Annotated in this window: 18 protein-coding genes; 9 read left to right on the top strand and 9 right to left on the bottom strand. The window is 62.4% G+C overall.

Annotated features, from left to right (window positions below):
* The first annotated feature begins 43 nt into the window (after positions 1–43).
* Positions 44–1,327, top strand: coding sequence for a glycerate kinase type-2 family protein (locus tag ACNJYB_RS05040; protein ID WP_439375465.1), 1,284 nt, complete (start codon positions 44–46; stop codon positions 1,325–1,327).
* 119 nt (positions 1,328–1,446) lie between these two features.
* On the opposite strand, the gene ACNJYB_RS05035 is transcribed toward ACNJYB_RS05040, so the two are convergent.
* Entirely contained in the window at positions 1,447–1,968 is a 522-nt protein-coding gene (locus ACNJYB_RS05035) for a MarR family winged helix-turn-helix transcriptional regulator (protein WP_439372985.1), read from the bottom strand.
* A 177-nt stretch (positions 1,969–2,145) separates the two neighbouring features.
* Between ACNJYB_RS05035 and ACNJYB_RS05030 the strand changes: the two genes are divergently transcribed.
* The 3 genes from ACNJYB_RS05030 to ACNJYB_RS05020 are packed head-to-tail and all read left to right on the top strand — an operon-like array spanning position 2,146 to position 5,689.
* Complete coding sequence (locus ACNJYB_RS05030) at positions 2,146–3,186, top strand: branched-chain amino acid ABC transporter permease (protein WP_439372984.1); 1,041 nt, start codon at positions 2,146–2,148, stop codon at positions 3,184–3,186.
* Between the two features lie 5 nt (positions 3,187–3,191).
* Positions 3,192–4,961 (top strand): branched-chain amino acid ABC transporter ATP-binding protein/permease, encoded by a 1,770-nt coding sequence (locus ACNJYB_RS05025; protein ID WP_439372983.1) that lies wholly within the window; start codon positions 3,192–3,194, stop codon positions 4,959–4,961.
* A complete protein-coding gene (locus tag ACNJYB_RS05020) occupies positions 4,958–5,689 on the top strand; it encodes an ABC transporter ATP-binding protein (protein ID WP_439372982.1) in 732 nt (243 codons plus the stop codon). The genes ACNJYB_RS05025 and ACNJYB_RS05020 overlap by 4 nt, the downstream gene beginning before the upstream one ends.
* A 6-nt stretch (positions 5,690–5,695) precedes the next feature.
* Here ACNJYB_RS05020 and ACNJYB_RS05015 read toward each other — a convergent pair.
* The 4 genes from ACNJYB_RS05015 to ACNJYB_RS05000 form a co-directional block, all read right to left on the bottom strand.
* Positions 5,696–6,644 (bottom strand): IS630 family transposase gene (locus ACNJYB_RS05015; protein WP_439368321.1). Its coding sequence is split into 2 segments (ribosomal slippage): positions 5,696–6,307 and positions 6,309–6,644, totalling 948 coding nucleotides; the frame shifts between segments, so codons are not numbered across the junction.
* 413 nt (positions 6,645–7,057) lie between these two features.
* On the bottom strand, positions 7,058–8,239 hold the full coding sequence (locus ACNJYB_RS05010) for an IS91 family transposase (RefSeq protein WP_439375460.1): 1,182 nt from the start codon (positions 8,237–8,239) through the stop codon (positions 7,058–7,060).
* 6 nt (positions 8,240–8,245) lie between these two features.
* On the bottom strand, positions 8,246–9,106 hold the full coding sequence (locus tag ACNJYB_RS05005) for a tyrosine-type recombinase/integrase (protein ID WP_439368084.1): 861 nt from the start codon (positions 9,104–9,106) through the stop codon (positions 8,246–8,248).
* Between the two features lie 440 nt (positions 9,107–9,546).
* Positions 9,547–10,173, bottom strand: coding sequence for a pyridoxamine 5'-phosphate oxidase family protein (locus ACNJYB_RS05000; RefSeq protein ID WP_439372981.1), 627 nt, complete (start codon positions 10,171–10,173; stop codon positions 9,547–9,549).
* A gap of 122 nt (positions 10,174–10,295) precedes the next feature.
* Here ACNJYB_RS05000 and ACNJYB_RS04995 point away from each other — a divergent pair, with 122 nt between their 5' ends.
* A complete protein-coding gene (locus tag ACNJYB_RS04995; protein ID WP_439372980.1) occupies positions 10,296–11,180 on the top strand; it encodes a LysR family transcriptional regulator in 885 nt (294 codons plus the stop codon).
* Between the two features lie 182 nt (positions 11,181–11,362).
* Here the strand turns inward: ACNJYB_RS04995 and ACNJYB_RS04990 are convergent, their stop codons facing one another.
* The gene (locus ACNJYB_RS04990) at positions 11,363–11,782 is read right to left on the bottom strand and encodes a PaaI family thioesterase (RefSeq protein ID WP_439372979.1); all 420 of its coding nucleotides are present in this window, start codon (positions 11,780–11,782) and stop codon (positions 11,363–11,365) included.
* Between the two features lie 231 nt (positions 11,783–12,013).
* Positions 12,014–13,183, bottom strand: a complete 1,170-nt coding sequence (pobA, locus tag ACNJYB_RS04985) for a 4-hydroxybenzoate 3-monooxygenase (protein WP_439372978.1) — start codon at positions 13,181–13,183, stop codon at positions 12,014–12,016.
* A 251-nt stretch (positions 13,184–13,434) separates the two neighbouring features.
* On the opposite strand from pobA, the gene ACNJYB_RS04980 reads away from it, so the two are divergent.
* The 4 genes from ACNJYB_RS04980 to ACNJYB_RS04965 all read left to right on the top strand — a co-directional run bounded on the left by ACNJYB_RS04980 (position 13,435) and on the right by ACNJYB_RS04965 (position 18,063).
* A complete protein-coding gene (locus tag ACNJYB_RS04980) occupies positions 13,435–14,451 on the top strand; it encodes a TRAP transporter substrate-binding protein (protein WP_439372977.1) in 1,017 nt (338 codons plus the stop codon).
* 161 nt (positions 14,452–14,612) lie between these two features.
* Positions 14,613–15,122 carry a TRAP transporter small permease gene (locus tag ACNJYB_RS04975; RefSeq protein ID WP_439372976.1) on the top strand — a complete coding sequence of 170 codons (510 nt, stop codon included), beginning with the start codon at positions 14,613–14,615 and terminating at the stop codon, positions 15,120–15,122.
* 2 nt (positions 15,123–15,124) lie between these two features.
* Positions 15,125–16,444, top strand: coding sequence for a TRAP transporter large permease (locus tag ACNJYB_RS04970; RefSeq protein WP_439372975.1), 1,320 nt, complete (start codon positions 15,125–15,127; stop codon positions 16,442–16,444).
* Between the two features lie 377 nt (positions 16,445–16,821).
* Complete coding sequence (locus tag ACNJYB_RS04965; RefSeq protein WP_439375464.1) at positions 16,822–18,063, top strand: site-specific integrase; 1,242 nt, start codon at positions 16,822–16,824, stop codon at positions 18,061–18,063.
* 501 nt (positions 18,064–18,564) lie between these two features.
* Here the strand turns inward: ACNJYB_RS04965 and ACNJYB_RS04960 are convergent.
* Together ACNJYB_RS04960 and ACNJYB_RS04955 are read right to left on the bottom strand one after the other, a co-directional pair.
* The gene (locus ACNJYB_RS04960; protein ID WP_439372974.1) at positions 18,565–19,869 is read right to left on the bottom strand and encodes a LysM peptidoglycan-binding domain-containing protein; all 1,305 of its coding nucleotides are present in this window, start codon (positions 19,867–19,869) and stop codon (positions 18,565–18,567) included.
* On the bottom strand, positions 19,838–21,793 hold the full coding sequence (locus tag ACNJYB_RS04955; protein WP_439372973.1) for a trypsin-like serine protease: 1,956 nt from the start codon (positions 21,791–21,793) through the stop codon (positions 19,838–19,840). The genes ACNJYB_RS04960 and ACNJYB_RS04955 overlap by 32 nt, the downstream gene beginning before the upstream one ends.
* Positions 21,794–21,878 lie beyond the last annotated feature (85 nt).

Raw genomic sequence — 21,878 nt, 5'->3', positions numbered from 1 at the left:
GGCGCTCGCCGCCGATCTCTCCTGTCCGCCGAAGGCCTTCGCCATGACCGACCGACGTCCCCTGCTCCGCGCGCTCTACGACGCCGCCGTTGCCGCCGCCCATCCGAATACGATCCTGGCGCCGCACTTGCGCCCCGCGCCCAGGGGACGCGTGATCTGTCTTGCCGCCGGCAAGGGCGCCGGTGCGATGGCCGCAGCCGCTGAGCGGCACTATGTCGACACCCTCAAACTGGCACCGGAGCGGCTGGTGGGCATCGCCACCACGCGCCACGGCTATGGCGTGCCGACGCGGCGCATCCGCGTGGTCGAGGCCGGTCATCCCGTGCCCGACGAAGCCGGCCTCAAGGGCGCCGCCGACACGCTCGCGCTTGCCGGCGAGGCCGGCCCCGACGATCTGCTGCTGGTGCTGCTCACCGGCGGCGGCTCGGCGAACTGGATCGCACCGGTGGACGGCATCAGCTTCGCGCAGAAGCAGGCGGTCAACAAGGCGCTGCTCCGCTCGGGCGCGCCGATCGGCGAGATGAATGTCGTGCGCAAACACCTCTCGCGCATCAAGGGCGGGCGTCTCGCGCGCGCCGGCAGGAACGCGTCCGAGATCGTCACGCTCGCGATCTCCGACGTGCCGCACGATGATCCCTCCGCCATCGCCTCCGGCCCCACCGTGCCGGATCCGACCACGCTCGCCGACGCGCGCGCGATCGTGGCGAAGTACAGGCTCGACATCGACGAGGCCGTGCGCCGCGCGCTCGACGATCCCGGCAATGAAAGCTGCAAGCCGGGCGATGCCGCCTTCGCGCGCGCGTCGTTCGAATTGATCGCGCGGCCCAGGCAATCTCTCGACGCGGCGGTCAAGCTCGCCAGGCACGCCGGCTACGAGACCATCGACCTCGGCGCCGATCTCGAAGGCGAAGCGCGCGAGGTCGCCGCCAATCACGCCAGGCTGGCGCTCGATGCGCGCGCGCAAGGCAAGCGCGTCGCGATCCTCTCCGGCGGCGAGCTCACGGTGACCGTGCGCGGCAATGGGCGCGGCGGCCCCAACCAGGAATACGCACTGGCGCTCGCGGAGCTGTTGAAGGACACGGCTGGCATTTCAGCCCTTGCCGGCGATACCGACGGCGCCGATGGCGGCGCCGGCCACCCCACCGACCCCGCCGGCGCGCTGATCGATGTCGCGACGTTCGCGAAGATGAAGGCGCAAGGACTGCAGCCGCAGGCCTATCTCGACAACAACGACGCCACGACCTTCTTCGAGGCGACAGGCGATCTGCTGCAGCCCGGCCCGACCCTGACGAACGTCAACGACATCCGGGTGATCTTGGTGGATTGAGGCGCGCCGGTTCCTCCACCGTCATTGCGAGCGTAGCGAAGCAATCCAGAATCCCTCGGCAGAGACACTCTGGATTGCTTCGCTACGCTCGCAATGACGGGAGGTGACGGCGGGCCCCTTCAAAACTCGTTGGCGATCTTCGAGAGCATCCCGATCAGGGCTTCGCGATTGGCCTGGCCGAGCAGATCGTTCAGCCGTGCCTCGTGCTTGGAGGCGACGAGCTTCTTGGCCCGGGCCAGCACGGCCTTGCCCTTGTCGGTCAACACCAGGATGTGCGAGCGGCGGTCGTTGGTGGAGCGGATCCGCGCGCAAAGGTCGCGGCTCTCGAGATTGTCGAGCATGGCCACGAAGTTCGGCCTGAGGATGCCGAGCGTCGAGGCGATCTCGGTCTGGTTACGGCCGGGGTTCTTCTCGACCAGCAGCAGCACCGAGAACTGCGCCGGCGTCAGCTGGAGCGAGGCCATGCAGCGCAAAAAGTTCTCGAACACCTTGAGCTGCGCCCGCTTCAGGACATAGCCGAGCTGCTCGGACAACTCGCCGAGCTGGAGGGCTTCCGCCTGCGGCTCGCCCGCGTCCTTGCGGCCCTTGGCCAGGTCGGCCGTCTTTTCGGAAGTCTTTTCAGCGGTTTTGGAAACGGTCATCGCCTCGTGCTCGTAATCCCGCTAAATTCGGGACGGGTCGCTCCCCACCCTTGATGTTATATTTGATAATTGTTATGGACCATATCAAATATCGTCAGCGTATTTCAATGGCTGTGTGGGGACCATCCACCGCAATTGCGGAGTCCGGTCCTCGATCTTGAGGGGGAGCGTCCGGTCTTGAACACCACTATCATGCTGTTCCTGGTGCAGGACGGCATCACCAATGGCGCAATCTACGCGCTGCTCGGCCTGGCGCTGGTGCTGGTGTTCGCCGTCACCCGCGTCATCCTCATTCCCCAGGGCGAATTCGTCACCTACGGCGCGCTGACCTACGCCTCGCTGGCCGCGGGCCAGATGCCCGGCACGGCCAAGCTCGCGCTGGCGCTCGGCATCGGCGCCTTCGCCTTCGACCTGTTCGTGGCGCGCAAGGCGCTGCATGGCCGGCTGGTGGTCCGCAGCTTCATCACCAACATCGTGCTGCCTTCCGTCGTGCTGGCCCTGACCATCTACTTCGCCGCCCAGAAGCCGCCGGTCGCAATCTGCATCGCGCTGTCGCTGGTGATCGTGGCGATGATCGGCCTCTATCTCTACCGCATCGCCTTCCAGCCGCTGGCGCACACCTCCGTGCTGGTGCTGCTGATCGCATCCGTCGGCGTACATCTCGCGCTGCAGGGGCTCGGCCTGTTGTTCTTCGGCGCCGAGGGCCAGCGCGGACCTGCCGTACTGTCCGGCGCCTTCACCGCCGGCGCGCTGCGCTTCACCGGCCAGAGCATCACCGTCTACGCCATCACCATCGCCTTCATCATCGGGCTCTGGCTGTTCTTCGGCCTGACGCTCTATGGCAAGGCGCTGCGCGCGACCGCCGTGAACCGGCTCGGCGCGCGGCTCGCCGGCATCCGCACCACGCTGTCGGGGCAGATCGCCTTCCTGCTGGCCTCGGTCATCGGCGCGCTGTCGGGCATCATGATCGTGCCGATCACGACGCTCTATTATGACTCGGGCTTCCTGATCGGCCTGAAGGGTTTTGTTGCCGCGATCATCGGCGGGCTCGTCAGCTATCCTCTCACCGCCGTCGCCGCGCTGGTCGTCGGCATCGTCGAGGCGTTCTCGTCGTTCTATGCCTCCAACTACAAGGAAGTGATCGTCTTCATGCTGCTGATCCCCGTGCTGCTGCTGCGCTCGCTCGCAGCGCCCGCGGTCGAGGAAGAGAAGGACTGACGCGCATGCAGAGCCGGCTTCCCATCATCGTCTTCGCGCTTCTCATGGCGGCGATCCCGTTCATCCCGGGCATGCCCCCGTTCTGGATCGTGCTGCTCGACAATATCGGCCTTGCGGCCCTGGTCGCGATGGGCCTCGTGCTGCTGACCGGCGTCGGCGGCCTCACGTCGTTCGGACAGGCGGCCTTCGTCGGCTTCGGCGCCTACACGACCGCCGTGCTGTCGGCGTCCTACGGCCTGTCGCCCTGGCTGACGCTGCCGCTGTCGCTGGTGGTCAGCGGATCGCTGGCGGTGCTGCTCGGGCTGATCACGGTCCGCCTGTCGGGCCATTACTTGCCGCTTGGCACGCTCGCCTGGGGGCTCGGGCTGTTCTACCTGTTCAGCAAGCTGGAGTTTCTGGGCCGCAACGATGGCATCTCGGCGATCCCGCCGCTGTCGATCGGCACGTTCAAGATGCTCTCGCCCGGCTCGATCTATTACGCGATCTGGGTCGCCGTGATCCTCTCGGCGCTGCTGACGATGAACCTCCTGGACTCCCGCACCGGCCGCGCCATCCGCGCGCTGCGGCGCGGCCATGTCGCCGCCGAGGCGTTCGGCGTGCACACGCCGCGGGCCAAGCTCTTGGTGTTCATCCATGCCGCCGTGCTGGCCGGCCTGTCGGGGTGGCTCTACGCCCATCTGCAGCGCGCGGTGAACCCGACGCCGTTCGGCGCGCAAGCCGGCATCGAATATCTCTTCATCGCCGTGGTCGGCGGCGCCGGCTATGTCTGGGGTGGCGTGCTGGGCGCGGCGATCGTCGTGGTGCTGAAGGAGGTGCTGCAGAGCTATCTGCCGCTGATCCTGCCCGGCTCCGGCCAGGTCGAGACCATCGTGTTCGGCATCATGCTGGTGGCGCTGCTGCAGTTCGCCCCCGGCGGCCTTTGGCCCTGGCTGATGTCGTTCCTGCCCGAGCGTACGAGTGGCAGGAAGCCGGACACCTCGCTGAAGCTGGAGCAGCGCAGCCGCGCGCCCGCCGAGGCGGGCGTGCTGCTCCAGGTCGAAAAGGCGCGAAAACAGTTCGGTGGCGTGGTCGCGGTCAACAACGTCTCCTTCGACGTCCACGCCAGGGAGATCGTCGCACTGATCGGGCCGAACGGCGCCGGCAAGAGCACCACCTTCAACCTGATCACCGGCGTGCTGTCGGCGACCTCGGGCGCGATCTCGGTGCTCGGCAGGAAGGTCGACAAGGCGCCGCCGCAGGAGATCGTCAAGCTCGGCATCTCCCGCACCTTCCAGCACGTCAAGCTGGTCCCCGACATGACCGTGCTGGAGAATGTCGCGATCGGCGCGCATCTGCGCGGCCATTCCGGCCCGATCTCCTCAATGCTGCGGCTCGACCGCGCCGACGAGGCAAAGCTGCTTGCGGAAGCGGCGCGGCAGATCGAGCGCGTCGGCCTCACCGAGCAGATGCACCAGCTCGCAGGCTCGCTCTCGCTTGGCCAGCAGCGCATCGTCGAGATCGCCCGTGCGCTGTGCGTCGACCCGATGCTGCTCCTGCTCGACGAGCCGGCCGCGGGCCTGCGTCACATGGAGAAGCAGCGCCTCGCCTCGCTCCTCCGCGAGCTGCGCAACGGCGGCATGAGTGTGCTCCTGGTCGAGCACGACATGGGCTTCGTCATGAACCTCGCCGACCGCATCGTGGTGCTCGATTTCGGCACCAAGATCGCGGAAGGCACGCCCGCCACGATCAAGACCAATCCCGAAGTGATCAAGGCCTATCTCGGAGTGGCGGCATGAGCGCGCTGTTGTCCGTCACCGAGGCCCATGTCGCCTATGGCAAGGTCGAGGCCGTGCGCTCGGTCTCGCTCGAGGTCGGCCAAAACCAGATCGTCACGATCGTCGGCGCCAACGGCGCCGGCAAGACCACGCTGCTGTCGGCCATCATGGGCATCCTGCCGCTGAAGGGCCGCGTCGCCTTCGCCGGCCAGGATCTCGCCCGGCTCGACATCGAGGACCGCGTCGCGATGGGGCTCGGCCTCGTGCCGGAGCACCGCGAATTGTTCGTGACCATGAATGTCGAGGACAATCTCGAATTAGGGGCCTTCCGCATCGAGCGCAGCCGGGCGAAGTCCTCGATCGAGCGGGTCTATGCGCTGTTTCCGCGCCTCAAGGAGCGCCGCAAGCAGCTCGCCGGCACCTTGTCCGGCGGCGAGCAGCAGATGCTCGCCATGGGCCGCGCGCTGATGGGCGAGCCGAAGCTCCTGATGCTGGACGAGCCGAGTCTCGGTCTCGCTCCGATCATCGTCGCCGACATCTTCCGCATCATCACCGAGCTGCGCGCTAGCGGCGTCTCCGTGCTGCTGGTCGAGCAGAACGCGCAGGCCGCGCTGAAGATCGCGGACCAGGCCTATGTGATGGAGCTCGGCGAGTTCGTGCTCAGCGGCAAGGCCAGCGACATCGCCGCGAACGAGCGCGTCGCGGCAAGCTATCTCGGCTTCCAGCATGAAGGCGCGAGTGTGATCTAGAGCGTTTCACATTTTGATTGAAGCATAACCGGCGCTGGCGAAGTAGTTGGCGCATTCGCGAGGCTGGATGTCTTGGACGAGGTGACCGATATGGCGCCAAGTCTCCTCGATTGAGCGCTTCTGAGCTTGCCGCATCCAGTGTTTGATCTTGGAGAAGGCCTGTTCGATTGGGTTGAGGTCGGGCGAGTATGGCGGCAGGTACCAGAGTCTGGCGCCAGCAGCCTTGATCATTTGCCTGACGGCTTTCGACTTATGGCTTCCGAGATTGTCGAGAATGACGATGTCGCCTTCACGCAGGGTTGGCAGGAGAATGTGCTTTACGTAACCACGGAAGCATTCACCGTTGATCGGGCCATCGAAGACGCAGGGTGCCGTGAGTTGGTCATGGCGGAGCGCGCCGAGGAATGTGAGGGTACGCCAGTGACCGTGCGGAGCGAAGCCGCGCAGGCGCGCCCCTTTGGGTCCCCAGCCTCGCAAAGGGGCCATGTTGGTCTTGATCCAGGTCTCATCGATGAAGACGAGCCGGCCCGGATCGAGCCCGGCCTGCCAGGCTCGCCAACGCAAGCGCCTACGAGAGACGTCGGCGCGAGCCTGTTCGAGGGCGAACAGTGTTTTTTTTGAACCGCAGCCCTTCCCGGCGCAGGAACAGCCAGACCGCATTGTGTGAGACCTTGACCCCACGGGCTGCCAGTTCCGCCTTCAGACCATGCAGCGTCAGGTGCGGCGTCTGAGTGATCCGCTCGACGATGAAGGCGCGGTGCGGATCAAGCACAGGCTTGCGGTGACCACCCATCTTGCCAGGCGCTACCGAGCCGGTCGTTCGATAACGCTGTGACCACTTCACAACTGACGAGACAGCAACGCCAAACCGTTCCGCCACAGATCGGCAGCTCTCACCTTTGGCAACAGCGGATACCGCACGCTTACGCAAATCGTTGGAAATTGGTCGGACCATCGGATGCTGGCCTCCAGCCCAGCCAGCATCTTGAATCATATTCGTCCCAGACCCGGAATCTTGAGGGTTCTGTGAGGTCGCGTGGCAGGCGCGAGCCGCGCGCTCTGTGGTGCGTGCGACCTCATAGAAGCCGGATTGAACGAAGCTGCGGAGTTGTGGGCGCTATGGGAATAGTGCAGCGGGTGCGGCTGCGGGGAACGCTCGCCTGTGGTCGCCGCGCGTCCGCGAGTCATTCATCGGATGTGAGGGGCCCGATTGATCGGGCCAAGGGCGCGATCCAGCGAGCGATTTGCAGCGCTGGGATGCGCTACCGAACGATTGGCGGGGTGTTCGGTGACGAGCGCGGCCACGGCGACTTCGGACGTTGCCACCAAGAAGGTGATTACGGAAGGGGTGGATGGTACAGACGCTGGTCATGACGTATCACAATGAAACGGCTGGTCGCGCGCGCAGGCTCGCGGGACGATATCGACGCGCCGCATGGTGCCGCCACAATGCGGGCAGACGGGGATCTCGCATTTGGTGAGGGGATCGGCGCCGGCTTCTTGATCAGTCGGAGCGTTGCGGACAGCAAGGAGTTGACGGCAGAAAGCGATTTTATCGTTGCGTCCGCCATTGGCGAGGAAACCATAGTGGCGGATGCGGTGGAAGCTGTCCGGCAGGGTGTGCAGGAGAAAGCGACGAATGAACTCATCGGCCTTAAGCGTCATCACTTTGGTTTTACGATTCTGCCGATAGTCCTTCCAGGCAAAGCTCACCTTGCCGTCGGCAAGCGAGATCAGCCTACTGTTGGCGATGGCGACGCGATGCGTATAGCGGCCGAGATAAGCCAGCACCTGTTCGGGCCCACCGAATGGCGGCTTGGCATAGACGACCCAGTCGGTCCATCGAAGTTGAGCGAGGCGCTCGGCGAATGCGGCGGGATCGGCGAGACGGGCGAGATCGCCAAAGAAGCCCAACTGGCCAGCCGCGAAGGCAGCTTGCAGCTCTTGCAGAAACAGGCGGCGGAACAGCCTGGAGAGGACGCGCACCGGCAGGAAGAAGCCGGGCCGGCAAGCGACCCAGTGTGTGCCGTCGAGTGAAGGTCCACCACCAGGCACGACGCAGTGGATATGCGGATGGTGTTGCAGGGTTTGACCCCAAGTATGGAGGACGGCGGTCAGACCGAGCTGAGCGCCGAGATGCTTGGGGTCGGCCGCGATGGTGGTGAGCGTCTCGGCCGCGCAGCGGAACAGAATGGCATAGACCACCGCCTTGTTCTGGAAAGCAATCTCTCTGGCCGGCGCCGGCAAGGTGAAGACGACGTGGAAGTATGGCACGGGAAGGAGTTCGGATTGTCGCTCGGCAAGCCATTGCGCGCGCGCCGAGCCTTGGCACTTCGGGCAATGCCGATTGCGACAGGAGTTGTAGGCGATCCGGGTGGCACCGCAGTCGTCGCATTGCTCGATGTGGCCGCCAAGCACAGCCGTCCGGCATGCCGTGATCGCGCCCATGACGCGCCGCTCGACGCGACCCAGATGTCCGGCACGAGCTTGCCGAAACGCTTCGCCGTGGCGGCGGAAGATATCCGCCACTTCCAGAACTGGAGTCATCAGGTCCGCTCAGCCGGGCGGCACGACCTCCAGGCGGAGCCGGTCAAGCGGACTTGGCGTATTGCTGATGGTCTTTGTGGCGACTTGGGTATAGCGCGCCGTGCTCTGCAGACTGGCATGGCCGAGCAGCACCTGGATGATGCGCACGTCGGCCCCGTTCTCCAGGAGATGGGTCGCGAATGTGTGCCGCAGCGTATGCACTGTCACCGACTTGCTCAAGCCGGCCGCCGTACAGGCTGAACGGCAGGCGGCGTGCAGCACGTTAGGGACGAGCGGACGCTCGTCGTCGCGGCCGGGAAATAGCCATCGTTTGGGCCGAGTGAGCCGCCAATACGTCCGCAGAATCCTCAAAAGCTGCGGCGAGAGCATAACGTAACGGTCCTTGCCGCCCTTGCCGTGCTCGACCCGGATCAACATCCGCTGGCTATCAATGTCGACAACCTTCAAGAGGACCACTTCCGATACGCGCAAGCCTGCGGCATAGACGGTGGTCAGCGCGGTACGGCTCTTGAGGCTTGGGATTGCTTCCAGGAAGCGCACGACCTCGTCGGCGCTCAGCACCACCGGCAGTTTGCGCGGTTTACGCGCATAGGCGATGCGCTCCGGAACGGTGTCATGACCCAGCGTCACACCGTAGAAAAACCGCAGTGCGCAGACGATCTGGTTCAGCGCCGGCCAGGACATCCCCGTCGCAACCAGATGAACCTGGAAAGCACGGATATCCTCCAGGTCGAGGCGGTCAGGAGAACGACCGAAATATCGGCTCAACTTCGCTACGGCGTTGAGGTAGGATTGCTGCGTCGCCGGTGACAGATTGCGGACCGTCATGTCCTCGATCATGCGGCGGCGAAGTGGGCTGATCTCAGCCATCGGAAAACCTCCTGTCTAAAGGGTTGGGCTTCGAAAACCCGCAATCCTCTCAGACAGGAGGCAATCCTTGCTATGCCTCCCTACATGCCGCGCCAGCGGCTTCGTTCAATCCCTTCCGATTCAATAAATCCGTGAACCGCTCTAGGTCTTTCCTCCCCCTCTCCCCGTTCTCACGGGGGACGGTCGGGGTGAGGGGCTGCCGCCGCGCAGACGGTGATAGCTTAGCTCGCTCTCTCTCCTCGTCATTGCGAGCGCAGCGAAGCGATCCAGAATCCTTCCGCGGAGACACTGGATTGCTTCGCTTCGCTCGCAACGACGGTGTGGATGGAGCAGGCGCCATATCAACCTGACCCGGCTGGCGGAGGCTCCCCCTCACCCGGATCGCATCTGCGATGCGATCCTGCCTCTCCCCGCACGCGGGGAGAGGCGAAGCGGGCGGCTCAAGTCATCGTCACCTTCTCCCCCTTCAACGCCGCGACCTCCGCTTCCAGCTCCGCGATGCGCTGGTCCCTCGCCGCCAGCGCTGCCGCGACATCCGGCGCATCGAACTTTTGCGGAATGTGCTGCGGACAATTCGTGTCCCAGGCCGCGATCTTGAACAGGATCACCTGCTCCGCCCGCGCGCGATAGCCTTTCGGCATCAGCGACGTCGTCAGCGCCTCGTCATCCTCGACCACCCGGGCCTCGCCCCAGATCTTCACCCTCCGGCGATGGGCGTAGTCCATCACGAAGATATACGCCTTGGAGTTCTCGGACAGGTTGCCCTGGGTGATATATTGCCGGTTGCCGGTGTAGTCGGTGAAGGCGAGCGTCTGCTTGTCCAACACCTTCAAGAACCCCTTCGGGCCGCCGCGGTGCTGGATGTAGGGCTGGCCGTCGGCCGAGGCCGTCGCAAAGTAGAAGCTGTTGGCGTCAGCGAGGAACGCCGCGAGGTTCTCGTCGACCTCGGTGCGCCATCCCCGCTGTTCGGCATGGGCATAGCCCTCGCGCGATCCCTTTCGGGCCTGGATCGATTTCACCGCCGGCGAGAAGGCGACGTCGCTGGCATAGGTGTGTACGGCAGTCATCGGAACATCTCCTGAATTCCGGGCGCATTCCTGCGTCTTTCGACCGTTAATCTGGACTTTTCGGCTTCTAAAACAATCAAGCGACTTGACACTTCATCATTGCAATATACGCAATAATTCCCATGGACCGCCTCGAAGCCATGCACGTCTTCGTCACCGTCGCCGATCTGCGCGGCTTTGCGCCGGCAGCGCGAAAGCTGCGGCTGTCGCCCTCGGCGGTGACGCGGATGATCGCGGCGCTGGAGGAGCATCTCGGCGCGCGCCTGCTGCAGCGGACCACGCGGCAGGTGACGCTGACCGACGTCGGCACACGCTATCTGGAGCGCGCGCGGCGCATCCTCGCCGATGTCGAGGAGGCCGACGGCTCCGCGCGCGAGGAGCGCAACCGGCCGAGCGGGCGGCTGGTGGTGTCGGCGCCGGTCGGCTTCGGCCGGCTGCATGTCGGGCCGGTCATGACCGCCTATCTCAAGCGCTATCCCGAGGTCGCCGCCGAACTCAGGCTGTCCGACCACTTCGTCAATCTCGTGGAAGACGCCGTCGACGCCGCGGTGCGGATCGGCCACCTTGCCGATTCGTCGCTTGTGGCGCGCCAGGTCGGCCAGATGCGACGCATCGTGGTGGCGGCGCCCGGCTATCTCAACCGCCACGGCGAGCCGAAGACGCCGGAAGCGCTACACGAACACCAGACCATCCAGTTCGGCCCGTCCGCCAGCTGGCACTTCGTGCAGGGCGGCAGGGACATCGAGGTGACGCCGTCACCGCGCTTCGCCAGCAACAGCGCCGACGCCGCCCTGCAATATGCCGAGGCCGGCGGCGGCGTGACGCGGGTTCTGGCCTATCAGGCCGCCGAGGGGTTGAAGCGCGGGCGCTTGAAAATCGTGCTGGCGAAATACGAGCAGCCGGCGCTGCCGATCCACATCGTCTACCCGACCTCGCGCCTGCTCTCGGCCAAGGTGCGCGCGTTCATCGACCTCGTGGTGGAGACCGCGGAGTGGAGGTTCGGGTGAGGATCGTGCCCCGGAGGTTTCGCAGCGCTGCTTCCGGAGCACGCGAGCGCAGTGTGCCGCACCACCGTCTCCACATCGTCATTGCGAGCGCAGCGAAGCAGTCCAGAATCTTTCCCGGCAGTCTGGATTGCTTCGCTGCGCTCGCAATGACGGAGCAAGGGGCGACACCCACCGCAGGAGCGTCATGCCTTCTTCGGCACCACCCGGAACGTCCCGCTGGCGCGTGCGATCGCGACCTCGTCGGCCTTGATCAGGCACTGCGCGAAGCAGATCGTCTTGCCGGTCTTGATCACGTCGCTTTCGATCGAGCACCACTGGCCAATTTCGGCGGAGCCAACGAAATCGACCGAGAGCGAGACCGTCACGAACGACGTGGTCCAGCCGGTCGCCTGCGCGCAACTGTAGCCCATGGCATTGTCGGCGAGCGCGGTGATGAGGCCGCCATGGATCAGGCCACGGCCGTTGGTGTGCGGCTTCGCCAGCCGCAGGCCGATGACGACGGCCTTGTCGGTCTTCTTCGCGTAGAGCGGCTCCCACGGCTCGGTGAGAGGGCTCTTGCGAAAGAGCGGCTCGAAGCCGGCGGGGATGTCGGTGGAGGTCATGGTTGTCTCGCGTTGCTGTGTCGCCGACATTGAACGCGATGTGGATGAGCGTTTCACCGCCTACAAAGTTTAAAACGGGATTTGCGCGGGTGTTTGAAACGGGCACTCCGTCATTGCGGGGAGCCCTTGCGACGAAGCAAATCCAGAAACCTTTCGCGGAAACAGGCTGGATTGCTTCGCTGCGCTCGCAATGACGATGTGGAGACACCGTCCTGAAACGGCGGTGCCGCTCTAAAACGGCAGCCCCACGTAATTCTCCGACAGTGACGTCATCGCGGCGTGCGACTGCGTGACGTAGTCGAGCTCGGCGAGCTGGATGCGCGCGCCGATGCTGCCGGTATCCGGGAATTTGTGCAGCATCGAGGTCATCCACCAGGAGAAGCGCACGGCTTTCCAGACCCGCGCCAGCGCCTTGGCGGAATAGGCATCAATGCCGGCGCTCGACTTCTCGTCGTAGAATTCACGCAGCGCACTCGACAGGTAATGCGCGTCGCTGGCGGCGAGGTTCAGTCCCTTGGCGCCGGTCGGCGGCACGATGTGGGCGGCGTCGCCGCACAGGAACATTTTGCCGAAGCGCATCGGCTCGGCGACGAAGCTGCGCAGCGGCGCGATGCTCTTTTCGATGGAGGGTCCCGTGACGAGGCTGTCGGCCGCCTCCTGGTCGAGCCGGCGCTTCAGTTCGTCCCAGAAGCGATCATCCGGCCACTGGTCGACGTGGTCGTCGAGCGAGCACTGCACATAGTAGCGGCTGCGCTTCGTCGAGCGCATGGTGCAGAGCGCGAAGCCCCTCGCGTGATTGGAGTAGATCAGCTCATGGCTGACCGGCGGCGTCTCGGAGAGGATGCCGAGCCAGCCGAAGGGATAGACCCGCTCGAACTCCTCGATCGCCGAGGCCGGAACGCTGGCGCGGCTGATACCGTGGAAGCCGTCGCAGCCGGCAATGAAATCGCAATCGAGCGTGTGGGTGACGCCGTCCTTCACATAGGTTACGCGCGGGTGACTGCCCTCGAAATCGTGCGGCTGCACGTCCCTGGCCTCGTAGACCGAAACGAGCCCTGCGGCCTTGCGCGCGTTCATCAGGTCGAGCGTGACCTCGGTCTGGCCGTAGATCATCACCGTCTTGCCGGTCGCCCCCTTCATGTCGATGCGGTGGCGGCTGCCGGAAAAGGCGAGTTCGATGCCTTCATGCACCAGGCCTTCGGCATGCGCCCGCGTGCCGGCGCCGACCTGGTCGAGCAGCGCGACGGTTCCCTCCTCCAGGAGGCCGGCGCGGATGCGGCCGAGCACGTAATCCGGGCTCTGCCGCTCCAGAATGACGTTGTCGATGCCGTATCGATGCAGCAGTTGCCCAAGCAACAATCCGGCCGGCCCGGCCCCGATGATTGCGACCTTTGTCCGCAATACTTGCTCCTCCCGATTCTGTAAGGTGCGGCGGCGGACGCGCTTGTCGCGCCGATCCGCAGACGATAATTATAACATATAATCGTTGGGCAAGAGGAGTGCGGTCGCAGGGGCAGCGACAAATCCATGCAATATGGCTGACGTAGATGAAGCGTCAGTTCCGGCTTGAACGCGCCGGCCAATTATATAACATGTTAAATAATGGGGACGGGCCATCGAAGCCCGCCTTTGAAAAGAGGGAGAGACGCGTGATGAGAAAAGCCTGTCTGGCTTTGCTGCTGGCAGCAAGCGTGAGCCCTGCGCTGGCGCAGGACAAGACCTTCGATTTGAAGGTCTCGCACTGGGTGCCGGCCTCGCATCCGCTGCAGAAATCGCTGGAAGACTGGGTGGCCGCGGTGAACAAGGACTCCGGCGGCACCATCACGGGCAAGGTGTTTCCAGCCCAGCAGCTCGGCAAGGCGTTCGATCATTACGACATGGCGCGCGACGGCATCGCCGACGTCACCTACGTCAATCCCGGCTACCAGCCCGGCCGCTTCCCGATCATCGGCGCTGGCGAATTGCCGTTCCTGATCTCGGACGCCAAGGGCGGCTCGATGGGGCTCGATGCCTGGTACCGCAAATATGCCGAGAAGGAGATGAAGGACGTCAAATACTGTCTCGCCTTCGTCCACTCGCCCTCCTCCTTCCACTCCAAGACCAAGAAGATCGTCGCGCCGGAGGACGTGAAGGGCCTGAAGATCCGTCCCGCCCACGCCACCATGGCGAATTTCGTCACCTCGCTCGGCGGCACCAATGTGCAGTCGTCGGCACCGGAAGTGCGCGACATCATCGAGCGCGGCGTCGCCGACGGCGTCACCTTCCCGTGGGGCTCCCTCGTGCTGTTCGGCATCGACAAGGTGACGAAGTACGACCTGGAGGCGCCGCTCTACACCACGACCTTCGTGTTCGTGATCAACAAGGACAAATACAACGCGATGTCCGACAAGCAGAAGGCCGCGATCGACAAGAACTGCACGGTCGAGATGGCAGGCGCGGTCGGCGAGCACTGGGGCAAGTTCGAGGATGCCGGCATCGACAAGGTGAAGGCGGAATCCGGCCACGAGGTCTACAAGCTCACGCCCGAGCAGACCTCCGCCTGGAAGAAGGCCGCGGAGCCGCTGGTCAAGACCTGGGGCGACGGCGCCAAGAGGGCCGGCGCCGATCCCGATGCGGCGCTTAGCGATCTGAAGGCGTCGCTGAAGAAGTACAACGCGCTGGCGGAGTGAGGCGATGGCAGACTCTCTCTCCCCCTCTCCCCGTTCTTACGGGGTGAGGGTTGGGGTGAGGGGCTGCATACGCATAGATGGTGAGAGTTGGACTCGTGGAGAGTCCCCCTCACCCGGAACCGCGAGTCGAGAGCGAGAATGGCATCACACGGGACACACCCATGAAGCGCGCCTGGATGGATCGCTTTATCGACACGATCGAATGGATCGCGGCCGGCTTCGTCGGCCTCGTCGCGCTCGATATCTTCCTGTCGGTGCTGTTGCGCAACACGCTGAACTACTCGATCCCCGACAGTTTCGACATCGGCCGCATGCTGCTCGGCATCCTCATCTTCTGGGGCATCGCCGCGACCTCCTATCGCGGCACCCACATCACCGTTGATCTCGTCTGGGGCAATGTCAGCCCGCGCTATCAGCGCTGGATCGACGTGTTCGCAACGCTGGTGCTGCTGTTCGTCGTGACCGTGCAGACCTGGACGCTGTTCGACAAGGTACGCGGCACTTACAACGACAACGTCCAGACCTTCGACATGCACATGCCGACCTGGCCGTTCTTCGCGGTCGCCTGGATCGGCGATGGCGCGGCCGTACTGCTGATCGCGATCCGCACTTACCGGCTGATCTTCCATCCCGAAGACATGCACGATCCCAAGCTGAAGGCGACGGAGTAACCATGAGCACCGATGCCGTCGCCTTAATCGGCTTCGTTTCCCTCTTCGTCCTGATGCTGCTGCGCGTGCCCGTCGGCATGGCCATGGGCCTCGTCGGCGTGTCCGGCTTCGCCTATCTCGTCAACGGGACGGCCGCGCTGAAACTGGTCGGCCAGACCTCGATGCGTACTGTCACCGACTATACCTTCGGCGTCATCCCGATGTTCTTGCTGATGGGCTCGTTCGTTTCCAATTCCGGCATGAGCCGCGAGCTGTTCCGCGCCGCCAACGGCTTCGTCGGACACTTGCGCGGAGGGCTCGGCATCGCCACCGTCGGCGCCTGCGGCGGCTTCGCCGCGATCTGTGGCTCGTCGGTCGCGACTGCCGCGACGTTCTCCGCGGTCGCTTATCCCGAGATGCGCCGCTTCGGCTATCCGCAATCCTTCGCCACCGGCGTGATCGCGGCGGGCGGCACGCTCGGCGCAATGCTGCCGCCCTCCACCGTGCTCGCGGTTTACGGCATCATCACCGAGCAGGACATCGGAAAACTCTTCATCGCCGGCATCATCCCCGGCCTCCTGGCGATGACCATGTACATGATCACGATCTTCCTGATCGGATATTTCCGGCCCGATTTCCTGCCCAAGGGCAAGGTGCTGCCGTGGCGCGAGCGCTTTGCCGGCCTGAAGGACATCTGGGCGCCGGTGCTGCTGTTCGTATTCGTGATCGGCGGCCTCTACGGCCTGCCGTTCCTGCCGCGCTTCACGCCGACCGAGGCCGGCGGCGTCGGCGCCACCGGCGCCTTCATCATCGGCATGGTCACCGGACGGCTCGACCGCGACAAGGTGCTGGCCTCGCTGCTGCAGGCGACGCGCACCGCAGCGGCCGTGTTCACCGTGCTGATCGGCGCCTTGATCTTCGGCTATTTCCTCACGGTGACGCAGACGCCGCAGAAGGTGACGGAGTTCCTCACCGGTCTCGGCCTCGGGCCCTACGGCGTGCTGGCGTTGATCATGGTGATGTATCTCGTGCTCGGCTGCCTGATGGATGCCATGGCGATGATCATCCTGACCGTGCCGATCATCTTTCCCGTCATCATGCATCTCGGCTTCGACCCGATCTGGTTCGGCGTCATCATCGTCATGACAGTCGAGCTCGGCCTGATCCACCCGCCGGTCGGCATGAACGTCTTCGTCATCAAGAGCGTGGTGAAGGACGTCTCGTTCTCCACCATTTTCAAGGGCGTGATCCCGTTCGTAGCGACGGATCTGGTGCGGCTGTTGATCCTGATCGCCTTCCCGCTGCTGGCGACGTGGCTGCCGATGCAGATGATGGCGCATTAGAGGTGATGAGATTGAATGCCGCACGGCGCGGTCGCTTCCCTCTCCCTCGTGGGAGAGGGTGGCTCGCCGCAATAGCGGCGAGACGGGTGAGGGGTCTCTCTTGGCATGCACCCCGCGTTTGCGGAAGCAACCCCTCATCCGGCGCTTCGCGCCACCTTCTCCCACAAGGGGAAAAGTTTGCGGGTCCTTGCGTTTCTATGCGCCGCCCGCTCGACTTCCAAGTCCCTGATATCCCTATTAAATTACGCACGTTCCGGAAAGCGGACGCAACGGCGCGCACCCGCATTTACCGACACCAATCCCGACACCAAAACAACGGAATGTGCAAGATGCCATCCTTCAATCTCAAAAGCCCGAGCGCTCGCGCCAAATTGGACGTGCGCAAGCGTCCCTATCGCCAGCACCTTGAACGCGGCCTGACCCTTGGCTATCGCCGAAACCAGGGGCCAGGCACCTGGTGCGTTATCGCTCCCGATGGCAACGGCAGCGAGTGGCTGAAAGCTTTCGGCAGCGCCGACGACGGCGAGTCCGTCGCGGACGGCAAAACGATCTTCACCTACAAGCAGGCGGCCCAGGAAGCCCGCAGGCTCGTGCGCGGCGGCGACGCCGACAACGTCGATGCCGACCAGGGCAAAAAGTTTGTGACGCTCGACGAGGCCCTGACCAATTACGGGACCGATTTGGAAAAGCGCGGCGGCAACCCTTACAACGCCACCTGGCCGCGCCTGCATTTGCCCGCGTCGCTTCTGTCGAAGCCGGTGCCGCTGCTCGACGCCACCGAGCTGCGCAAGTGGCGCGACGGTCTGCTCGACGAGCTGACGCCCGCCAGCGTCAACCGCCATCTGAGCAACATCAACGCTGCCCTCAACCTCGCGGTTGAGCAGGACGGCCGCATCCAGAATGCCCAGGCGTGGAAGAGCGGCCTCAAAAGGATACCCGGCGCGACCGAGAGCAATAACGTCATCCTGCTCGACGATCAGGTATGCGCCATTGTCCGCAACGCCTATGCCCACGACCACGAGCTTGGCCTGTTTACCGATGTGCAGGCGCAGGGCGGCAACCGGCCTTCGCAGTCCGCGCGGCTCCGGGTCCGCGACCTGCTCAACCATCGGATCAGCCCGAAGCTGATGATGCCGAAGTCGAGCAAGGGCGGCGGCGCGAAGGCGAGAGTGAAGCGGGTCGAGCGTTTCCCGCTCCCGATCACTCCCGCGCTGGCGGCGAGGCTGGCCAAGCACGCCGAAGGCCGCAAGCCGGGCGACAGGCTGCTCTTGCAGAGCAACGGCAAGCCCTGGGGCCGCATCGATCCGAAGGACCCGAGCCGGGATGCCATCGGAGTCGCCGACGACTATGGCGATGATTTCCGCGAAGTGGTCAAGGCCAGCGGTCTCGATCCGGACGAGGTGACGATGTACGCCTTGCGGCATTCCAGCATCGTGCGGCAGCTGATGAAGGGCACCCCGACCCGCGTCGTTGCCGCCAACCACGACACCAGCGTGGCCGAGATCGAGAAGACCTATTCCAAGTACATCACCGACCACACCGACGCGCTCACCCGCGCCACTCTCCTGGATCATGAAGCCGCGCCGCCCGCCGACAACGTGGTCCCCATGGCGGCCTGATCGGCCCGGCGAAAGAAGAGCACCGCTTCGGCGGGGCTTTTTTGTGCCCGTTGGAGACTACCAAGGAACAGGCGGCTCCCCTCGGCCCGCGCGGTCGCTATTCAGGCAAAGCCGACATCGGACAAATAAAAGTATCGGCTGGCGCGGTAGAGAATGACCCATATCGGAGTGCGCCAGGAAAGCTGGTAAAGAATAGGAGGTGAAAGTCTTCTACGGGGAAAGGACTAGCCATCCGCCCCGACCCCGAGTGATGCGCGGCGCCCCGTGAGGGTCGACGTGAAGCGTTCACAGGGAAGACCATGGGCCAAGTATTGAGCTGCGAAACGGGTCTGATTGTCCCACGACGTACTGGGGGAAGAACCTCGCGCAGTCGGAGACCTTGTGCACGTGGAGACGCTCTTTGCGCGGTAAATTTCTCTCATCTTGCCAATCTGAGAATTCTGTACTGAATAAAAGGCTCTGCAGGGCCGTCTTATTCGTGCACTCGCGCTGCCAGTGCCTTTATCGCGCAGTAGTGCTGGCCTCCCACGGATAAATAAGGTTCAGATTTCTAGATCTAAACTGGCTTGCAACTGGATGATAGTCGGTTCCAATTCGCTCGCGAAGCTTACTTATCGAGTCGAGTGGCCGAACAAGCGCATTCAGATTTTCCATTTTGTCGCACAGCTCGTAAAGGAGCGGCAAAACTATCTGAGCGCCCACCCTCAGTGACTTGTGCCTTAGGTGATTTGTATCCTCAATCATCAAGTACATAAACGGATTGTTATAAGTGCGTTTGCTGATGGCCCACAGGCTGTCCCCTCTTTGCACGGTGTACAGCCTAGGCGACTTTATCGACAGATCCTTCAACAAAGCAATTTCACCAAGCCGGTTCTTAAAGCTAGCTTTTCCCAGAATTGGTCCATAAGTCACTCGCTGAACGAGCGTGAAGATCGGTTCGTCAACAGAATTGGGCGTAAGTCCTGATGCTTGCGGATCAGTTATAAGTATAGCCGATGGCGCTTGTGACAGGTCTATCGCTGCGGTGTAGTCACTAAGGCCTTTCAGGCCTGTTACGAAAGAGCCGAAGGTCTCTCGCGACGCGCCGAAGTCTCCGATATCTGCCAGTTTGTTGGTTATAGACCTCTCAATCAGAGACGCTATCGCGACACCGGTAGGACCAGGAAAAAAAAGCCCGAGAAGCACACCCAAATGTTCATAGGTCCAATTAGTTGAGACACTGACGTTTGTGACCTGAGGTGCCCCTTTTTGCACGAGCTCCAGCCTATCATTTAGACCGTACTCTATCTTCAAGTCAGCATCGCCGGACGCGACCCAGTCTTTGTAATGAATTCCCAAAAACCAGCCACAATTAAAGCTTGAACCGTGGCCATGAAACGAAATCACCGCACTGCGCGCGTCAGGGATGCTAAAATTGATGTTTGATAGCGAGACATAGGTCTCACAGGAGTCCTGCTCATTAGCACGGATTCTGCGAACAATTTCTGAGCGGCCTATTTCAGGCACGCTAAAGACAATGGTCCGGGCCTCCTGCACATCTGGCCCATTTCGTTTCCCGCTGCCTCCGTCTGGCGGCACGAAATCGTACGAGAACGAAGTTATTCTCGACAAACTCGGGTAGTATTTTGAGGCCTTGGGATCGCATTGACTCATGTTGTCGTGCGTCAATTGTGTCCCAAACGGATTGTCGACGGACAGACTAGTGTTATTTTGAGCTTCGGCCTCGAACCCGCCGAGGAACAAGGCTCCCAAGGCGCCAATGATAGCAGCCCGTCTATTTCTTGTAAGCGCCTTGTAGACATCCATTGGATGTTGATGCGACCAATACTTTATCAGAGACGGCGCTAACCGCATGTACATCCCCCGCAAAGAGTGGATTAAGTGTGCCCGCGTTAGTTCCTGAAAAATCAATCTTTGGGCCAACGGTCTTCTGTGGAAACAACGTTGCTGGCACTGTTGAGGCTGCTGTGAGTGCCGCATTCCACGCGGTCGGCTGTCCCCGCACATGGGCCGGCATTGTCAATCGTGTCTTCAATCCGGCGACAGGCAACAGCGTTTTTGTTTCGATCCTACAAGCAAGTCCCCGATTGGATAAAGCATCTCCGGACTTAGCCATGTCACTCCTTATGCACGGGTCGTCTATTTTGTTGGGATCTCCACCGTACGCGGTCACAATTGCCTTCTTTTGAATGATTGTCCCGTCAGGAGCGGCTTTTGATTTGTCAACTTGCTGAGTGAATTGCCCCAAAGGTGCCAAAGCTCCGATCGCACTTTGGCCTAGGTCCAAACAATCATCATTAGGCTGAGGCTTGGAGCATTTGGCTATGCATTGACCGATATCAGAGACGGCCAACGCTGCATCAATTGTAACCTCCGCCGGAACAACCGGCTTTGGAGGTGACTCGTTGTCGACGCGCCTGTCTGATTCTAATGTGAATAGATTGCTTATCTGACAGGTTGGACTGCCTGGCTTGGTATCTCGGATGCAGCCTAGCTGTTTACTCCCATTGGGCTTCAAGACGAAATATTCTGTCTCTCGTTCTTCTTTGCCCTCCGCTGAGGTCGTAAATCGTTGAACACCCACCAACCTAAACGTCGAGGAATTATTTTTTGCCGTCATTCTTGCGTGCCCCTCGCAGGAGCACTCGTCCGAATTCTCGATTCGTAGGATCGAAGCAGCTGAAACATCTTCAGTGACAATCGACATCGACGTTTCGGTTGTTGGGTTTTCGGCCGTACTTGCTACCGCAGCAGGTGGTGATCCGCTCGGGCGCACCTGATCCAAACAACCCCTTCCCACAAAATCATATACGGCTAAAGTTAGCTTCGACAGCATCGGCCCGTACATGGTGTTCGGGTCGTTGTCGTACTTGAATGAATTTACAGAGACGGCGCTGTAGCCGTTGGCAGTGTTGATGAACCAAGCGCCACCACTTGCTCCATGCCCCATTTTGCTAGCTATAGCGCTTGGATTTTGACCATTCTTCGAGGCATTCTCATAAACCATCTGCTCCCCATTGTAGTAGTTGTTGGGGTAGCCGACTTCAGTTACGTGAGTCGCCCCAATGTTGATATCCATCCCCTGACCAGCCGGCGGTGCTTGACGTAGCAGTATTAGCGCGAAGTCGAACGGATAGAGGCCGTCGCTGGCCCACCCCGAAACAGTCGCAGCGCATTGCCAACCGTAAACTGTCGTAGCGGCGCCGTTGTTATAATCGAGTTTAAATGAGATGTTGCTAGCCCAACCGCCATCGTAAACGCAGTGACCGGCCGTCAGCAGCACATTTAGGTTGCCGATCAACTGGGCCGTACACCAGTGAAAATAGCCGGGCTTATCACCCGGCAAGTTGAACTCAAGCCTGCCCACGCTCGAGAATGGAGTCTGAGTCAGAGGCGCGAGATCAATCTCTCCATCAGGGGTGGGAGGAACCGCGAGCGGTTTCAGACCTGCCCTATTAGGCTCCACAACGTGTTCTGGTACCGCGCCGGGCGGAAGAGTGAGAGGAGCCGCGCGAGGCGATCCCCGGGGCACGGTCGGGAGTGGAAGTGGAGAAACATTGACCGGCGTTGCCGCTACAAATGGTGAAGGGTTCACGATGTAAACGATCGCCGTTTTGTCGTCCGGGTGGATAGCCTCGAACTTAGAACAGTGGGTTAAAACCGCGCTGCACAAAACGACTGCGAATGTCAGCGCCGAACGCCACGACCGAAGTGGAATCGGGGAAACCATTTTTAGCCTCCGCACTCCAGGAGGTTGTAATGTTCAATTGTTGACATAACGGTTGAAACTTGTCCAGAGTACCCTTTAAAGCTGC

Origin of the sequence: Bradyrhizobium sp. SMVTL-02 (assembly GCF_051853005.1) — a bacterium.
GTDB lineage: Bacteria > Pseudomonadota > Alphaproteobacteria > Rhizobiales > Xanthobacteraceae > Bradyrhizobium.
This window is presented reverse-complemented; position numbering and strand designations above follow the sequence as displayed.